The organism is Pseudocitrobacter sp. RIT415 (assembly GCF_003057695.2).
GTDB lineage: Bacteria > Pseudomonadota > Gammaproteobacteria > Enterobacterales > Enterobacteriaceae > Pseudocitrobacter > Pseudocitrobacter faecalis.
Window position 1 is genome coordinate 22,340 of record NZ_QBJC02000002.1, and the last position, 15,284, is coordinate 37,623.

Sequence of the window (15,284 nt, forward strand, 5' to 3'; positions counted from 1 at the left end):
AACGGGGACACGACAGTAACGGAGGCATCATGAAACGATTTACTCTGACGATCCTGGCGCTGGCTTTTTCAGCTGGAGCGCAGGCAGCGGGTGACAATGTCGAAATGAATCTTGTCACATCCCAGAGCGTCGGCCAGTCAATTGGTAGCGTCAAAATCAGTGAAACCGATAAAGGGCTTGAGTTTGCGCCCGATCTCAAGGCGTTGCCGCCTGGAGAGCACGGTTTTCATATCCACGCCAACGGCAGTTGTCAGCCAGCCATCAAAGACGGAAAAGCCAGCGCCGCGGAAGCCGCAGGAGGGCATTTCGATCCTGAAAACACCGGTAAACATGAAGGGCCGGATGGTAAAGGTCATCTCGGTGATTTACCGGCGCTTATCGTTGATAAAGACGGCAAAGCCACCACCCCGGTGTATGCACCACGCCTGAAGAAATTGGCGGACATTGAAGGCAAAGCGCTGATGATTCACGTTGGCGGCGATAACATGTCCGATCATCCCAAACCGCTGGGCGGCGGCGGGGCGCGCTATGCCTGTGGGGTAATTAAGTAGTTCGTTCGGTAATCGTTCCGGCTACCGGTGCCTGTTCCAGTTGTGAAAGTGAACAGTGCAGTCGCCAGATAATCGACGCCAGTTCACGGGCGGCGGGCTGGTGATGATGGGACAGCGCCTCGGAAATACGTTGTAATTCCTGTAATGACGTGGTGAGCGGGCGTTGCTGTACGCCGCGCTCGCTCATCACATCCCGCAGCAGACTAATACAAAGATCGCGTACCTGTGAAAGCGGGTCAGAGCGCGCTTCCCAGCTACGTAACTGCCACACGACGTGACTACAGTTCAACAACACTACGCCCCAGCGCAGCAGCCAGCGCCGAGCCAGTTCATCCTTACTGTTACTTAACTGACTGATATGATGATAAACCAACGACTCAAAATCGTGCTCGCTGTTGGTTGGGTGTCGGCTGAGTTGATCAACAAAGTGACGTCGTAACGCACGAATATGACGGCGGCTTTTGCGCGCATCGGAGCCGGGTTTCAGTACGGCAAACGCCATCCACGCCAGCCCTACGCCGAGCATTTTAGCCAGATTGTCATTTAAAAAATCGGCAAAGTCGTAGACCGGAGGATTGGTCACGGCAATAAACGAGCCCATAAAAACAATCAGTTGCCCCCATAATCCCGCGCGTTTGGGCATTTGTAATTTGAACAATTGCATCGTGGTCAGCAGCGGAAACAGGAAAAGCAGAAATTGCCACAGATCGGTGATCTGTACCATCAGGCCAAATTTCACCACAAAGCTGAAGAGCGAGAGCAGCACCAGGGTGCGCATCAATAATGTTAGGGAGTTAAACGGCGAAGGAGAGACGGAATAGAGCACGCAGCAGATAGCCGACAACGTGAGTGCCGCCGCACCGGATTCCCACTGGGTACTGATGGCCCAGGCGCCGACAGCCAGCAAAGCGCAGAAAGTCCGCACGCCGTTCCAGGCAGCTTCCGCGTGGTCCGTATGACGCATCAGTGCCGGGGCTGCAGGCACACGGAATTCCGAAATAGCGGTGGCGTTTTCCAGCCGTAAAAGCCAGCGGCTGCTGTCGAGGTAGACCCGGCAAAAATAACGTAATCGTTCCCAGAAGGCGCGATGACGGTAATCCTCTGGATCGGTCGGGGCCAGCGGCGCAATGATTCGCGCTACGGTGTAGACGTCACAACCAGGCCGTGCCAGCGCCTGTAAAAGTTGTTCGATCACCGGGCGAATATTTTCCGGTGGATTGGGCCAGTTGAGCAGCATGCGCCGCAGGCTGGAAATGACGCTGGTCAGCCGTAATTGTTGATGCAGAAGGGCATTCAGCAATGAATTTTGCTGGCGAAAGCGGTAATGGCTCCAGAAAGCCTGAATACGCAGCAGATTCATGGTGAGAATTTGGCCGATCACGCTTTCATGCGCGGTGCGGATGGCATCGGTAGTCACCGGTTGCCAGAGCAGGCTGGCGTGTTCCAGCAGGCGCGCATGCATGTTTTTAAGCGCGGTTAGCAGTGCGGTACCATCGGACGTGCTGGGCAGAATCATCATCATCAACCCGCCACATAAAATGCCGACAATGACCTCGCAAACACGCGCCTGAGCAATCGTCCACAGTTCGGTGGCATCGGCGACGTTGATCACCGGAAAAGCGATAATCGCGCAGGTATAGCCCGCCAGTTGAAAGGCGTAGGCCACGTTGTTGGTGAACATCGCGCACGCCCAGGTGCAAAAGCTTATCCAGCCCGCCATACAGACTAAAAACAGCCACGGATCGGTTAGGGTATGACCCGCAATAATCACCGCAGCCCAGGCTCCAAAGAGACTACCGGCGATACGGCCAAAACTTTTGCTGATAACGCCGCCGACGGTAGGGAAACTCACCACCGCCGCAGAGGTCATCGCCCAGTATGGTTCATCCAGTTGCAGGTAGTAGGCGATGCTCAGCGCCAGACACATGGCGATGCCGTTACGTAATGCGTATCGCCACTGTGCCGGGGTTGCCTTAAACCAGGGTAGTGACGCCAGGCTCAGACTCGGTAAGGTCATTTTTTGCTGCCAATCGACACGGAGCAAGTAGTCCCGGCGACCAGCACAACGTCATCCGGTAAGCTATCAAATTCGATACGCACCGGAACGCGCTGTGCCAGACGAACCCACGGAATATTGGGTTTGATATCGGCGACCAGGCTGCTGTCACTCTCCAGGCTCTGGTCGTAAATCGCACGGCCAATACTGTTAACGTGACCCTGTAGCGTTTTGCCGTTGCTGTAGAGCTGAATTGTGGCGCTATCGCCTGGCGAGATATGGCGCAGCTTGGTCTCTTCAAAATAGCCGACAACATAGAATGAATGACTGTCAATCAACGCAAACACAGGTTGCCCCTGAGTGGCGTAGTTCCCGACACGAGTAGAAAGGTTTGTAACCCAGCCATCGACGGGTGCTTTAACGAGGGTTTGCGTCAACTGCCAGCGGGCATGTTCCAGTTCTGCGGCAGCGGCATCCCCGGTGGCTTTGGCGGCTTTGACCGACATATTTGCGCTATCGAGATCTTCTGCTGAAATATAGTTATGCGGCAGGTTCTGTCGGCGTGTGGCCTCGTGGTTAGCTTTCACCAGATCGGACTGCGCTTTTGCCAGTTGCGCTTCAGCGTTCATTACAGCGATGCGCCAAGGCGTGGGGTCAATCTCAAACAGGACGTCACCTGCTTTAACAAACTGGTTATCCTTCACATTCAGCTTAAGGATGCTACCGGAAACCTGCGGGGTAATATTCACCTGCTCTGAACGAATTTTTCCGTCACGTGTCCAGGGCGATTGCATGTAGTAGTTCCAGCACAGCCAGACCGCGATAGCCGCCAGAGCAGCAACCAGAAGCGTAGAGAAATATTTTAATTTTTTCATTTAGATAGCTTCACCACAGGACTAAAATCAGCAACGCGCCGCAAACGGACAGGGCAAACAGCGAGAGATCCATCAGCAAGGGATGCCAGATATCGCCCGCGTACATCCAGTCACGCAGTTGCTGGTGTGCAACGAGCCAGATAAGAAAGCCGAGCAGGACGGCTTTAAATAGCGGTGGAAAATAGATAGAGGCACCCACCACGAGGTCTTGCAGCGGTAGTCCCGGGAGTTGAAGAATCGACTTCACAAGCAGAAATCCTTTGCAATTGAAGAGTTAAGACTCGATAGTGAGCGTAACGCTAACGAAATACAGACAACTTTAACACAGTGTAAATCATTGCTCTGCATCGCGCGTAGGCGGCAATACATTTGTTTTGAGTATTTAAATACTGCACACTATTCTAAAATCAGTATAATAACTTAGCAAGCTAATTATAAGGAGATGAAATTGGAATCGCCATTAGGTTCTGATCTGGCACGGTTGGTGCGCATTTGGCGTGCTCTGATCGACCATCGCCTCAAACCTCTGGAACTCACGCAGACACACTGGGTCACGCTGCATAATATTCATCAGTTGCCCCCTGAGCAGTCGCAGATCCAGCTGGCTAAAGCGATCGGTATCGAGCAGCCGTCGTTGGTACGCACACTGGATCAACTGGAAGAGAAAGGGCTTATCTCTCGCCAAACGTGCGCAAACGATCGCCGTGCTAAGCGAATAAAACTGACCGAAAAAGCCGAGCCATTGATTGAAGAGATGGAAGCGGTGATCAGTCAGACGCGAGGCGAAATTCTTTCGGGGATTTCGCCGGAAGAGACTGACCAACTGGTTGCGCTCATCCACAAGCTGGAACAAAACATTATCGACCTGCAATCCAGAGATTGATGTTGTTCGACAAAATCCCTGCCACAAGGCAGGGATTTTTTACCTCTTATTCCCAAACGACCACGCGGTTACGTCCAGCCTCTTTTGCCCGGTACATCGCTTCATCTGCCCGACGTACGCACTCTTCTACGTGAACGGATAGATCAGTGGCAGTGTAAACGCCCATACTGATGGTGATAGGTTCCGGCAATTGCGACTGGCTGCTTTCAGCATCCTGGCTGGCAATAGCAACACGGATACGCTCGGCAATGCCCTGGGCAACGCCTGAAGAAGCACCGACCAGTAGCAGGGCGAACTCTTCTCCGCCGATGCGCGCGGCGACATCATTTTGTCGCACGGAATCCTGCAGTACTTTTGAGACAAACTGAATCACCTTGTCACCCTGCAAGTGGCCATATTTGTCATTGATGCGTTTAAAGTGATCCAGGTCGCTGACAATCACCGAGATAGGGTGGCCAGGGGCGACTTTTGGCATCAATGCGGTGAACGTGTCATAGAAGTAACTGCGGTTAAAGAGTTGCGTCAGCGGATCGCGAATTGAGTTTTGATAGGAGTGCATGTACCTGGTGTTGGACTGGCGATAGAGCGTGAAGACATCGCAAAGCAACACCAGAATCAGAAACAGGGTTGAGATGGTCTCGAACAAACGGGCTTCATACCAGGTGTAACCCGCACTATGCCCGGAAGACATCAGCACAATCAGCGTAAAGATATAGCAGGCGCAGAAGAAGGCGCCGCTATACCAGAAAATATTGTTGAGCTGAGTAACAAACAGAATTGTCAGTAGAGCGATAATCCACAGGACTATTAATATCCATCCCAGCAAATTACCCCATAACTGCGTAAACTGATAAGTATTATTATCGACAAAATTGATGCTGAGCAATTCGTAATGGCTGGAGTAAAGCCAGGATAATATCAGCATGCTTAGCGTAAAAAGGAGGATGCCTACGAGAATAATCGCATGGATCTTAAATGTATGCATCTCACGTTTTTTTAAGGCATACAAAATGACGGCGAAAATAAAAAGAAATGCCATCATGATGTTGCGGAAAAAATAAAATATCAACGTGTCGTTATAGTTAACCCGAGTAAGCCCGGTACACATGAACCAGTCGGGGAAGCTGTCCAGTGTTCCCAGCATCAGGAGGGCCGACCCAGCGAATGCAAAGGCGATAGGCGTGAGGTAAAGACGATGTTTATCGCAGGAGTATTTCATGACCATGAAGGCGGCGATCATGGCATGAAAAACCATTAAAAACATAGTCAAAATAGGGAAAAGTAACGGCGCAATCGTAGGGGTACGATGAATTATCGCCGCAGAAAAATGATTGAGGATAACAATCCCCATTATACAAATGGTGAAGTAAACCAAAAAACGCTGTAACGGAAACTTCAATTTCATCAGCATAGACAACATTCCAATATTATTCGGAGTGAAAGTATTCACAGCTTCCCAGGGCATCCCGCCCGGCGGGATTAATCTTAGATGAATTTATCCGAAGGAATATTGTTTTTGCGCAAATAATAACATTGAAGAATGGCTTATTTATATTCACGCCATCAATATATCTAAAGGATTCCGGGGATAAGTAAGGAAATGTCAGCGGAGTCATGCAAGAAAGCGTGACCCGATTGGGCCACGCTGAAAATCATTAACGCGGGGAAACGGTCACCTGGCTGCCGTTGCTTGCCATTACGACACGCTGGCCAACAGAGAAACGGGTGTCACCCTGTTTCTGAACAACCATGATGGTGTTGCCGTCATCTTTACGAATTTCCAGCTCAACACCCTGGGTTTTGTTCATTGCACCCTGGACGCCCTGGCCGGCTACGCCGCCCGCGACAGCCCCTGCTGCGGTTGCCAGAGATCGGCCCGTACCGCCGCCGATGGTATTGCCGAGGAAACCACCCAGCACCGCACCACCGATTGCGCCAATGACGTTGCTATCATCACCGCCCTGAATTTGTACCGGACGCGTGTTAACGATAGTACCGTAAGTGACATTCTGGACCTGCTTGGCTTCGGAAGCTGAATAGACATCGCCGGACAGACCGCTGCTGCTTACGCACCCTGCTAACGATAAACCGATCATAGAAGCGGTCAAAACACGTAACATCATTTATGAATCTCCTGTTCACCAAGAAACGCTCATGCGAGCATCCGTATCAGGTAATTATATGGTATTTGCTCATCGCAGGTTATATATTCTGCATAACTATAGGCAAATAATAACGTGGAATAACTTAACCAACGTTAAACACTCCCCCTGAAAACCGCACATTTTTTGTCCATGCGCGCGTCTGCTGTATAAAATATCACTAAAAATTATTATTGCATCATAGCATTGGGCATTGCTTTATGGTGGAGTGTAATTCCACTGCTTATGCAACTAAGGAAGGCGTATGAAATCAGGCCGTTATATTGGCGTGATGTCCGGAACCAGTCTCGACGGGGTTGATGTTGTACTGGCGGCTATTGATGAAAGCAGCGTCGCGCAACTGGCCAGCCTCTCGTTCCCTATACCCATCGAACTGAAAGAGGCGGTATTGGCCGTTTGTCAGGGACAACAGCTGACGCTCTCACAGTTTGGTCAGCTAGATACGCGTTTGGGACGATTGTTCGCTGATGCGGTACAGGCGCTGATGACGCAGGAAAAACTTCAGCCCGAGGATATTGTGGCGGTGGGGTGCCATGGGCAAACCGTCTGGCATGAACCGACAGGTACTGCGCCACATACGCTGCAGATTGGTGATAACAATATCATCGCGGCGCAAACGGGTGTCACCGTAGTCGGCGATTTTCGTCGTCGCGATATGGCGTTAGGCGGCCAAGGGGCACCGCTGGTGCCCGCTTTCCATCATGCGTTGCTGGCGCATCCCACTGAGCGACGAATGATTCTGAATATTGGCGGTATTGCCAATCTCTCTTTGCTGATTCCCGGTCAGCCGGTTCGGGGGTTTGATACCGGCCCGGGCAATATGCTGATGGATGCCTGGATCTGGCGCAACCAGAAAAAACCGTATGACAAAGATGCGGCATGGGCCAGCGAAGGCAAAGTGCTCCTACCGCTGCTGCAGGAGATGCTTTGCGATCCCTATTTTGCCGCGCCTGCGCCAAAAAGTACCGGACGCGAGTACTTTAACTACGGTTGGATAGAACGCGTGCTTGGGCAATTCCCTGGGTTACGTCCTCAGGATGTGCAGGCGACGCTTGCAGAACTCACGGCCACGACTATCAGCGAGCAGGTGCTGCTGAGCGGTGGCTGCGATCGTCTGCTGGTGTGCGGTGGCGGTAGCCGCAACCCGATGGTCATGACGCGCTTGGCCGGTATGCTGCCGGGAACGGAAGTCGCCGCGACGGATGCGTATGGTATAAGCGGGGACGATATGGAGGCGCTGGCCTTTGCGTGGCTCGCCTGGCGTACCCTCGCGGGTTTACCGGGAAATCTGCCATCGGTGACGGGGGCTACGCATGAAAGCGTTCTGGGGGCTATTTTTCCGGCAAATCCCCGCAAATAAGAGTTTGCTGAAATCATCCTGGCGTGCCGCGCGATAAACTCAGAAAAAAGGGAGGGTTCGTACCTCCTGTGGACCAGGAAAGTCGTAAGGCACGCCAATGAAAAAATTACTTATCGCTGTTATCCCTTTAATGCTGGCTGGTTGCAGCACCTATAACCAGTTTATGGAACGGATGCAAACCGACACGCTTGAGTACCAGTGCGATGAAAAACCTCTCACCGTTAAACTGAATAATCCTCGCCAGGAAGTCAGCTTCGTTTATGACAACCAGCAGTTGCATCTGCCGCAGGGGCTGTCGGCATCCGGGGCGCGCTACACTGATGGTATTTACGTCTTCTGGTCGAAAGGCAACGACGCCACCGTCTACAAACGTGACCGTATCGTGCTGAATAACTGTCAGTTACAAAACCCTAAGCGTTGAGATTTTCACCCGGGCGGCGCACAATAACGCTACCCATTTCTGACAATCACAATCGCTATGTCCGATAACGACGAATTGCAGCAAATTGCGCATCTGCGCCGAGAGTATACCCGTGGCGGTCTTCGCCGCCGCGATCTTCCCGCTGACCCGCTGACGCTGTTTGAGCGCTGGTTGTCTCAGGCCTGTGAGGCGAAGCTTGCCGATCCTACTGCGATGGTGGTGGCGACCGTCGATGAAAACGGACAACCTTACCAGCGTATCGTTTTGCTCAAGCACTATGATGGAAAAGGGATGGTGTTTTACACCAACCTCGGCAGCCGCAAAGCGCATCATCTGGAACAGAATCCGCGTATCAGCCTGTTGTTCCCGTGGCATACGCTGGAACGTCAGGTGATGGTCACCGGCAAAGCAGAACGCCTCTCTACGCTTGAAGTGGTTAAATACTTCCACAGCCGTCCGCGCGACAGTCAAATTGGCGCCTGGGTATCAAAACAGTCGAGCCGTATTTCCGCGCGAGGCATCCTCGAAAGCAAATTCCTTGAACTGAAACAGAAGTTCCAGCAGGGCGACGTGCCACTGCCGAGTTTCTGGGGCGGGTATCGCGTCTCGATCGAACAGATGGAGTTCTGGCAGGGCGGTGAACACCGTCTGCACGACCGTTTTTTATACCAGCGCGACGCGAACGACTGGAAAATCGACCGACTCGCGCCTTAAGGGCAAAATTGTTGTGTTAAGCGCTGGTGCTGAAAGGGCTGGCGCTTTATTCTATATCCCTTTCGCGTCAGGCGAAAAAGTCGTGTACCGACAGAGGTGCAGTCGTTTATACATGGAGAATTTGATGGCAAGCAGTAACTTGATTAAACAATTGCAAGAGCGGGGCCTCGTGGCCCAGGTGACGGACGAGGAAGCGTTAGCAGAGCGACTGGCGCAAGGCCCGATCGCGCTCTATTGCGGCTTCGATCCCACCGCTGACAGCTTGCATTTGGGGCATCTTGTTCCATTGTTATGCCTGAAACGCTTCCAGGAGGCGGGCCATAAGCCCGTTGCACTGGTAGGTGGCGCGACCGGTCTGATAGGCGACCCGAGCTTCAAAGCTGCCGAGCGTAAACTGAACACTGAAGATACGGTTCAGGAGTGGGTGGATAAAATCCGCAAACAGGTTGCGCCGTTCCTCGATTTCGATTGTGGCGACAACTCAGCCATTGCCGCGAACAACTACGACTGGTTTGGCAGCATGAACGTGTTGACCTTCCTGCGCGATATCGGCAAACACTTCTCCGTTAATCAGATGATCAACAAAGAAGCGGTTAAGCAGCGCCTTAACCGTGACGATCAGGGCATCTCCTTCACCGAGTTCTCCTATAACCTGTTGCAGGGCTATGACTTTGCCTGCCTGAACAAACTGCACGGTGTTTCATTACAGATTGGCGGATCTGACCAGTGGGGCAACATCACCTCCGGTATCGATTTGACCCGTCGTCTGCACCAGAATCAGGTATTCGGCCTGACGGTTCCGCTGATCACCAAAGCGGACGGCACCAAATTCGGTAAAACCGAAGGCGGCGCGGTATGGCTCGATCCGAAGAAAACCAGCCCGTATAAATTCTACCAGTTCTGGATCAACACTGCCGATGCGGACGTTTATCGCTTCCTGAAATTCTTCACTTTCATGGACATTGAAGAGATCAATGCGCTGGAAGAAGAAGACAAAAACAGCGGTAAAGCCCCGCGCGCCCAGTACGTTCTGGCTGAGCAGGTTACCCGTCTGGTTCACGGCGAAGATGGTCTGGTGGCGGCAAAACGTATCACCGAGAGCCTGTTTAACGGCACCCTGAGCGCGCTGAGTGAAGCAGACTTCGAACAGCTGGCGCAGGACGGCGTACCCATGGTCGAGATGGAGAAAGGTGCTGACCTGATGCAGGCGCTGGTGGATTCAGAGCTGCAACCGTCTCGCGGTCAGGCGCGTAAAACTATCGCATCGAAAGCGGTTACCATCAACGGTGAGAAACAGTCTGACCCGGAATATACCTTCAGCGAAAGCGATCGCCTGTATGGCCGCTACACGCTGCTGCGTCGCGGTAAGAAAAACTACTGTCTGGTGTGCTGGAAATAATTCAGTACAACAGGAATGAAAAAGGGCGTGAGAAATCACGCCCTTTTTTATGTCTGAAGCAGTATCTTGCCGGATGACACTTACGCTTATCCGGCCGGGTTTATGTTATTTCAGACCTTCCGCCGCCATGGCTGCTGCAACGGCAGGCCGCGCGGCGACACGCGCCATATAGGCCGCAATATTTTTATATCCGTCCATCTCCAGTTTCACCGCAAAAGCCCAACGCAAAACGGTAAAGAGATACGCATCGGCAATGGTAAAGCGTGAACCGCTAATCCATTCGCAATCGGCCAGTTCGCTATCGATATAGGCCATTTTTTTATCCAGCAGCGCGCGCGCGGTCGGTTTGTAATCTTCCGGAGTATCAGGACGGAATAGCGGGGTAAAGCCCTTGTGTAACTCGGTGGCGATGAAATTAAGCCATTCCAGCGTCTTATAGCGGCTGATGCTGCTGACTGGCGCGAGCAACTGACGATCGGCAACGCTGTCGGCAATATACTGCATAATAGCCACGCCTTCTGTAAGAACAGTGTTGTCGTCCAACTGGAGTGTGGGAACCTGCCCTTTAGGGTTGGTTTGCAGGAAATCCTCCCCGGTTTCGGTCACTTTCTTTTGCAGGTCTACGCCCACGAGTGTGAAGTCCAGACCGCTTTCACGCAGCGAAATATGCGATGCAAGTGAACAGGCACCGGGTTTATAGAACAGTTTCATGGCTAACTCCTTCTGGCAGATGTCATCGGTTTTTTTATCTTGAGCCACACAGCGGTGACGAAGGGCATTTCGCTATGTTAGTGCCCGCGAGGATAAAAAAAAAGCCGCTAACTTGCGTTAACGGCTCAAATTCAAATGTTTCCCGATGACATTACGCGGAAGCGGTTTCCTGCGCAGTAACGGTTTTGTCGTCGTCCTGAGTCATACGATTCAGCTTCGATGCGGTCAGCAGCATCAGCAGGGCGATGATACCGGTGGCAACACCAATCTGCAGGAACACTTTACCGTAAACATCCAGAGACATCAGCGGATCGGTGACGTTTTCAGGAACAGCCATCAGGTTGGCGACGCGGCCAGCAATCAGCGCCGCACCGGCAGTGGTCAGGAACCAGCTACCCATAATGAAGCCCATCAGACGCTGAGGAACCAGTTGCGCCACCATCGCCAGGCCGAGACCGGAGATCATCAGTTCACCGATACTCTGCAGGCAGTAGCTCAGGATCAGCCAGTTCACAGAAACGATACCCGCGTCGGTGGCGAATTTCGCACCCAGCGGCAGCACCAGGAAGGCACCAGAGCACAGCACCATACCGATAGCAAATTTGTGCGGCATCGGCAGGCGGTCGCCCATCTTGTTATAGATAGCGGCCAGAATCGGGCTACCGATGATGATCCAGAACGGGTTGAGCGCCTGGTACTGTTCCGGTTCGAACGCAATACCCAGGATAGAGTGCTCAACGTTACGGATAGCGAAGAAGTTCAGAGAGGTCGGCATCTGGCTGTAAAGGACGAAGAACACAATCGCTTCCAGCATCAGGATGAATGCCACAATCATTTTACGGCGAGCAGCACCCTGCATCGCGAACGCTTCTTTACCAAAGATAACTACGATACCCAGCGCAACCACGCCCAGCACCATACGTGCGATATCCTGGTTGTGCAGCAGCCAGGTCGCGATAGTGACCAGGATAACAACGCCGACAATAGTCAGCAGCAGGTTACGGTAGTTGATTGGCTCAAAGTCAGGTTTAGAACCGTACTGTTTCACCCAACGCTGGCAGAACGCGAAGTTGACGACGGTAATCAGCATGCCCACAACGCTCAGTGCGAACGCCACGCTCCAGCCGAATTTCGCTGCCAGCCATGGGGTTGCCAGCATAGAGAAGAAGGAACCGATGTTGACGGACATGTAGTACATGGTAAATGCACCGTCCAGACGCGGATCATCTTTTTCGTAGCAGGTAGAGAGCAGGGAGGATGGGTTAGCCTTGAACAGACCGTTACCAACCGCAATGGTCGCCATACCCATATATACGATAGCCGCGTCATGACCAGACCACGCGACCAGCGCATAACCAATCGCCAGCACAATTGCGCCCAGCATAATAACGCGTTTCGTCCCCAGAATTTTGTCGCCCAGCCAGCCGCCGATAGCGACTAAACCGTAGACCAGGGCACTGAAGGAGGAGAACAACGTAATCGAATCGGCTTCGGACATACCCAGTTGTTTAACCAGGTAGACAGCCATAATACCTTGCAAGCCGTAGTAACCAAAACGTTCCCAAAGTTCGATCGAGAAGATCAAATAGAACGCTTTCGGTTGTTTAAAAGCGTTCAAACTTACGCTTTCAGTTGGTTTATTGTTTGCAGTAGACACATATACCTCTTTTTTTACATCCCATCTTAACGGGGCGTTACTGGACGGAAATTCGTATCGACATCCGCCTTTATAGTTATTCTGGAGGGGAAACGGGGAGTAATGTTCACTATCCGGTGCTTTCGCACAAGGGTTTTGTAATACCCTGTTACAAATACGTAAGGTACTACAAATGACCATATATATAAATGTTATTCAGATTTAAATTTTCTGCATTGCCAATAGGTAGCGTTTTACTCTGCCTGGCACGGGGATAAACGGCGTAGTGACCATATCTTCTACTGATTTGCTTTGGAAGTAGTGATATAGCCTGGATTCTGAAAAATAACTGGTTGATCGTCTCGTGTCATCAGGGTGACACATTGAATTGATGGGCGTTATATGAACAAAGGATAACATTGAGATAACACAATGTTACCAGAGTGTACAAAACGCAAAAGCTATAGAAAATTCAGGTGTTAAAAAAAGAATTAACCAGAAAAACTGTTTAGGGCAGGGTATTCACACCAGTAATGCTCTGGATTCTAATGATTAACATCGAAGCGGCGGGAATTTAACGGCGACGCGGTGAGGAAACGCGCCGCCTTACACAACTAAATGTCGACTTTCTCTTTGTATTCACAGAGATCTTCGATGATACAGGAACCGCAGCGCGGTTTACGGGCGATGCAGGTGTAGCGGCCATGAAGGATCAACCAATGGTGACAGTCGACCTTAAACTCCGCCGGCACCACCTTCAGAAGCTTTTCTTCAACCTGCTCAACGTTCTTGCCCGGAGCAAATTGCGTGCGATTACAGACGCGGAAGATATGGGTATCAACCGCGATAGTTGGCCAGCCAAAGGCGGTATTGAGCACCACATTTGCCGTTTTGCGCCCCACGCCAGGCAGCGCTTCCAGCGCCGCGCGATCTTCCGGAACCTCTCCGTTGTGCAAATCAATCAGCATCCGGCAGGTTTTTATCACATTCTCAGCTTTGCTGTTAAACAAGCCGATAGTCTTGATGTAAGACTTCACGCCATCCACGCCGAGTTCCAGCATCGCCTGCGGCGTATTCGCCACAGGATAAAGCCTGGCTGTGGCTTTATTAACGCTCACATCCGTAGCCTGTGCTGACAGCAGAACCGCGATCAGCAACTCGAAAGGGGAGTTAAAATTGAGTTCGGTGGTCGGATGCGGGTTGTTGTCCCGCAAGCGGCTTAAAATCTCCAGCCGTTTTACTTTGTTCATCAGGCCTTCTCAGCAGTTTCAACGCCGACGTCCATGGCGGGCACGGCTTTCGCCTTGCGTTGTTTCGTCCGTTCATCAATCAGATATTTAATCGCCAGCAGCATGCCGAGACCAATAAAGGCACCTGGCGGGAGCATTGCCAGCAGGAAGGGCGTATCCGTATGGAACACTTCAATTCGCAGCGCTTTCGCCCAGTTACCCAGCAGGCCGTCTGCGCCGTCGAACAGCGTACCATTACCTAATAACTCGCGTAGGGAGCCCAGCACAAACATAGTGCAGGTTGCGCCCATGCCGATGGCAAACCCATCCAGTGCCGATAACGCTGGCCCTTTTTTGGCCGCGAAGGCTTCGGCACGCCCCACGACGATACAGTTGGTTACGATCAGCGGGATAAAAATCCCCAGCGACTGGTAGAGGCCGAAAGCATAGGCGTTGATCAGCATTTGCACAGCGCTCACTACCGACGCGATAATCATCACATAAATAGGGATTCGAATCTCTGCAGGCGTCCAGCGACGCAGGCAGGAGATGGCAAAGTTGGTTAACGTCAGAACCAGCGTAGTCGCCAGGCCAAGGCCCAGCGCGTTGGTCGCCGTTGACGTCACCGCCAGAAGCGGGCACATCCCCAGTAACTGTACCAGTGCAGAGTTGTTCTTCCACAGCCCCTGGACAATAACCTCTTTGACTTCGCTCATGGTTTACTCTCCACAGGCCTGCAGGTTAGAAAGTTGATTCGGTAACGTTTGAGCATACAGCCCGGCACGTTTTACCGCATTTACTACTGCGCGAGGCGTAATGGTCGCGCCGGTAAACTGATCGAACTGGCCACCATCCTTTTTCACCGCCCACGTTGCGTCGCTCTCGCCAGCGATGGTTTTCCCGGCAAAATGAGTTATCCAGTCGGAAATTCGCAGCTCAATTTTATCGCCCAGACCCGGCGTTTCGTGATGCTCTGTGACACGACTTCCCAGCACGGTGCCGTTGAAATCGGCGCCGACCAGTAATTGAATGGCGCCGGAGTAGCCATCCGGTGCCGTAGCTTCCATCACAGCGGCGACAGCCTGCTCACCCTGACGTGCGATATACACTCTATGCGTGCCTTTCCCCAGCGCCGGCGCGCTGACCAGATAGCAGCTTTGCAGCAAATCGTTATTATAGTGATCCGCCGGTAGCACCTGCTCAAACAGCGCGTTCTGCTGTTTAGCCGCCTGATCGGCGATGGTATTTTTGGTCAACTGGTCGATTGCCGCCGTCAGGCCGGTAGAGCCTGCGGCAAACAGAGCCAGGGTTATCCCATGTTTACGCATCGTTTTTAACATCATCAAT

The 15,284-nt window shown here is 52.2% G+C and carries 16 protein-coding genes; 6 read left to right on the plus strand and 10 right to left on the minus strand.

Features of this window, described 5'->3' with window-relative positions; genetic code table 11:
- Positions 1 to 29 precede the first annotated feature (29 nt).
- Positions 30 to 551, plus strand: a complete 522-nt coding sequence (sodC, locus tag DBY68_RS02590) for a superoxide dismutase [Cu-Zn] SodC (RefSeq protein WP_108474378.1) — start codon at positions 30 to 32, stop codon at positions 549 to 551.
- Here the strand turns inward: sodC and DBY68_RS02595 are convergent.
- Genes DBY68_RS02595 through DBY68_RS02605 form a run of 3 tightly spaced genes read right to left on the minus strand, consistent with a single transcriptional unit; the run spans position 544 to position 3,669 of the window.
- Positions 544 to 2,568, minus strand: a complete 2,025-nt coding sequence (locus DBY68_RS02595) for an FUSC family protein (RefSeq protein WP_108474377.1) — start codon at positions 2,566 to 2,568, stop codon at positions 544 to 546. The two genes, sodC and DBY68_RS02595, sit on opposite strands and share 8 nt — an antisense overlap.
- Positions 2,565 to 3,422 carry an HlyD family secretion protein gene (locus DBY68_RS02600; protein WP_108474376.1) on the minus strand — a complete coding sequence of 286 codons (858 nt, stop codon included), beginning with the start codon at positions 3,420 to 3,422 and terminating at the stop codon, positions 2,565 to 2,567. Before DBY68_RS02600 ends, DBY68_RS02595 begins: the two co-directional genes overlap by 4 nt.
- A 10-nt stretch (positions 3,423 to 3,432) precedes the next feature.
- Positions 3,433 to 3,669, minus strand: a complete 237-nt coding sequence (locus DBY68_RS02605) for a DUF1656 domain-containing protein (RefSeq protein WP_108474375.1) — start codon at positions 3,667 to 3,669, stop codon at positions 3,433 to 3,435.
- Positions 3,670 to 3,864: 195 nt separating this feature from the next.
- On the opposite strand from DBY68_RS02605, the gene slyA reads away from it, so the two are divergent.
- Positions 3,865 to 4,305 carry a transcriptional regulator SlyA gene (gene slyA, locus DBY68_RS02610; protein ID WP_108474374.1) on the plus strand — a complete coding sequence of 147 codons (441 nt, stop codon included), beginning with the start codon at positions 3,865 to 3,867 and terminating at the stop codon, positions 4,303 to 4,305.
- A 46-nt stretch (positions 4,306 to 4,351) separates the two neighbouring features.
- On the opposite strand, the gene DBY68_RS02615 is transcribed toward slyA, so the two are convergent.
- Entirely contained in the window at positions 4,352 to 5,716 is a 1,365-nt protein-coding gene (locus DBY68_RS02615) for a GGDEF domain-containing protein (protein ID WP_108474373.1), read from the minus strand.
- A 244-nt stretch (positions 5,717 to 5,960) separates the two neighbouring features.
- Positions 5,961 to 6,428, minus strand: coding sequence for an outer membrane lipoprotein SlyB (gene slyB / locus DBY68_RS02620; protein ID WP_108474372.1), 468 nt, complete (start codon positions 6,426 to 6,428; stop codon positions 5,961 to 5,963).
- A gap of 283 nt (positions 6,429 to 6,711) precedes the next feature.
- On the opposite strand from slyB, the gene anmK reads away from it, so the two are divergent.
- From anmK to tyrS, 4 genes are all read left to right on the plus strand, one after another.
- Complete coding sequence (gene anmK, locus DBY68_RS02625) at positions 6,712 to 7,827, plus strand: anhydro-N-acetylmuramic acid kinase (protein WP_108474371.1); 1,116 nt, start codon at positions 6,712 to 6,714, stop codon at positions 7,825 to 7,827.
- A gap of 97 nt (positions 7,828 to 7,924) precedes the next feature.
- Positions 7,925 to 8,248 (plus strand): C-type lysozyme inhibitor, encoded by a 324-nt coding sequence (gene mliC / locus DBY68_RS02630; RefSeq protein WP_015964270.1) that lies wholly within the window; start codon positions 7,925 to 7,927, stop codon positions 8,246 to 8,248.
- Positions 8,249 to 8,305: 57 nt separating this feature from the next.
- A complete protein-coding gene (gene pdxH, locus DBY68_RS02635) occupies positions 8,306 to 8,962 on the plus strand; it encodes a pyridoxamine 5'-phosphate oxidase (protein WP_108474370.1) in 657 nt (218 codons plus the stop codon).
- Positions 8,963 to 9,086: 124 nt separating this feature from the next.
- Positions 9,087 to 10,361, plus strand: coding sequence for a tyrosine--tRNA ligase (gene tyrS, locus DBY68_RS02640; RefSeq protein ID WP_108474369.1), 1,275 nt, complete (start codon positions 9,087 to 9,089; stop codon positions 10,359 to 10,361).
- 105 nt (positions 10,362 to 10,466) lie between these two features.
- Here the strand turns inward: tyrS and gstA are convergent, their stop codons facing one another.
- The 5 genes from gstA to rsxG all read right to left on the minus strand — a co-directional run bounded on the left by gstA (position 10,467) and on the right by rsxG (position 15,277).
- Positions 10,467 to 11,072 carry a glutathione transferase GstA gene (gstA, locus tag DBY68_RS02645; RefSeq protein ID WP_108474368.1) on the minus strand — a complete coding sequence of 202 codons (606 nt, stop codon included), beginning with the start codon at positions 11,070 to 11,072 and terminating at the stop codon, positions 10,467 to 10,469.
- Between the two features lie 151 nt (positions 11,073 to 11,223).
- Entirely contained in the window at positions 11,224 to 12,729 is a 1,506-nt protein-coding gene (gene dtpA, locus DBY68_RS02650; protein ID WP_108474367.1) for a dipeptide/tripeptide permease DtpA, read from the minus strand.
- Between the two features lie 593 nt (positions 12,730 to 13,322).
- The gene (gene nth, locus DBY68_RS02655; RefSeq protein WP_108474366.1) at positions 13,323 to 13,958 is read right to left on the minus strand and encodes an endonuclease III; all 636 of its coding nucleotides are present in this window, start codon (positions 13,956 to 13,958) and stop codon (positions 13,323 to 13,325) included.
- Positions 13,958 to 14,653: an electron transport complex subunit E gene (locus DBY68_RS02660; RefSeq protein WP_108474365.1), complete on the minus strand. Its 696-nt coding sequence runs from the start codon at positions 14,651 to 14,653 to the stop codon at positions 13,958 to 13,960. The genes nth and DBY68_RS02660 overlap by 1 nt, the downstream gene beginning before the upstream one ends.
- Before the next feature lie 3 nt (positions 14,654 to 14,656).
- The gene (gene rsxG / locus DBY68_RS02665; RefSeq protein WP_108474364.1) at positions 14,657 to 15,277 is read right to left on the minus strand and encodes an electron transport complex subunit RsxG; all 621 of its coding nucleotides are present in this window, start codon (positions 15,275 to 15,277) and stop codon (positions 14,657 to 14,659) included.
- Positions 15,278 to 15,284 lie beyond the last annotated feature (7 nt).

What these genes read in the sequence shown, in the direction of transcription:
- sodC (WP_108474378.1), top strand. Translation starts at nt 30, where the DNA reads ATGAAACGATTTACTCTGACGATCCTGGCGCTGGCTTTTTCAGCTGGA.
- DBY68_RS02595 (WP_108474377.1), bottom strand. Translation starts at nt 2,568, where the DNA reads ATGACCTTACCGAGTCTGAGCCTGGCGTCACTACCCTGGTTTAAGGCA.
- DBY68_RS02600 (WP_108474376.1), bottom strand. Translation starts at nt 3,422, where the DNA reads ATGAAAAAATTAAAATATTTCTCTACGCTTCTGGTTGCTGCTCTGGCG.
- slyA (WP_108474374.1), top strand. Translation starts at nt 3,865, where the DNA reads ATGAAATTGGAATCGCCATTAGGTTCTGATCTGGCACGGTTGGTGCGC.
- DBY68_RS02615 (WP_108474373.1), bottom strand. Translation starts at nt 5,716, where the DNA reads ATGCTGATGAAATTGAAGTTTCCGTTACAGCGTTTTTTGGTTTACTTC.
- slyB (WP_108474372.1), bottom strand. Translation starts at nt 6,428, where the DNA reads ATGATGTTACGTGTTTTGACCGCTTCTATGATCGGTTTATCGTTAGCA.
- anmK (WP_108474371.1), top strand. Translation starts at nt 6,712, where the DNA reads ATGAAATCAGGCCGTTATATTGGCGTGATGTCCGGAACCAGTCTCGAC.
- mliC (WP_015964270.1), top strand. Translation starts at nt 7,925, where the DNA reads ATGAAAAAATTACTTATCGCTGTTATCCCTTTAATGCTGGCTGGTTGC.
- pdxH (WP_108474370.1), top strand. Translation starts at nt 8,306, where the DNA reads ATGTCCGATAACGACGAATTGCAGCAAATTGCGCATCTGCGCCGAGAG.
- tyrS (WP_108474369.1), top strand. Translation starts at nt 9,087, where the DNA reads ATGGCAAGCAGTAACTTGATTAAACAATTGCAAGAGCGGGGCCTCGTG.
- gstA (WP_108474368.1), bottom strand. Translation starts at nt 11,072, where the DNA reads ATGAAACTGTTCTATAAACCCGGTGCCTGTTCACTTGCATCGCATATT.
- nth (WP_108474366.1), bottom strand. Translation starts at nt 13,958, where the DNA reads ATGAACAAAGTAAAACGGCTGGAGATTTTAAGCCGCTTGCGGGACAAC.
- DBY68_RS02660 (WP_108474365.1), bottom strand. Translation starts at nt 14,653, where the DNA reads ATGAGCGAAGTCAAAGAGGTTATTGTCCAGGGGCTGTGGAAGAACAAC.
- rsxG (WP_108474364.1), bottom strand. Translation starts at nt 15,277, where the DNA reads ATGTTAAAAACGATGCGTAAACATGGGATAACCCTGGCTCTGTTTGCC.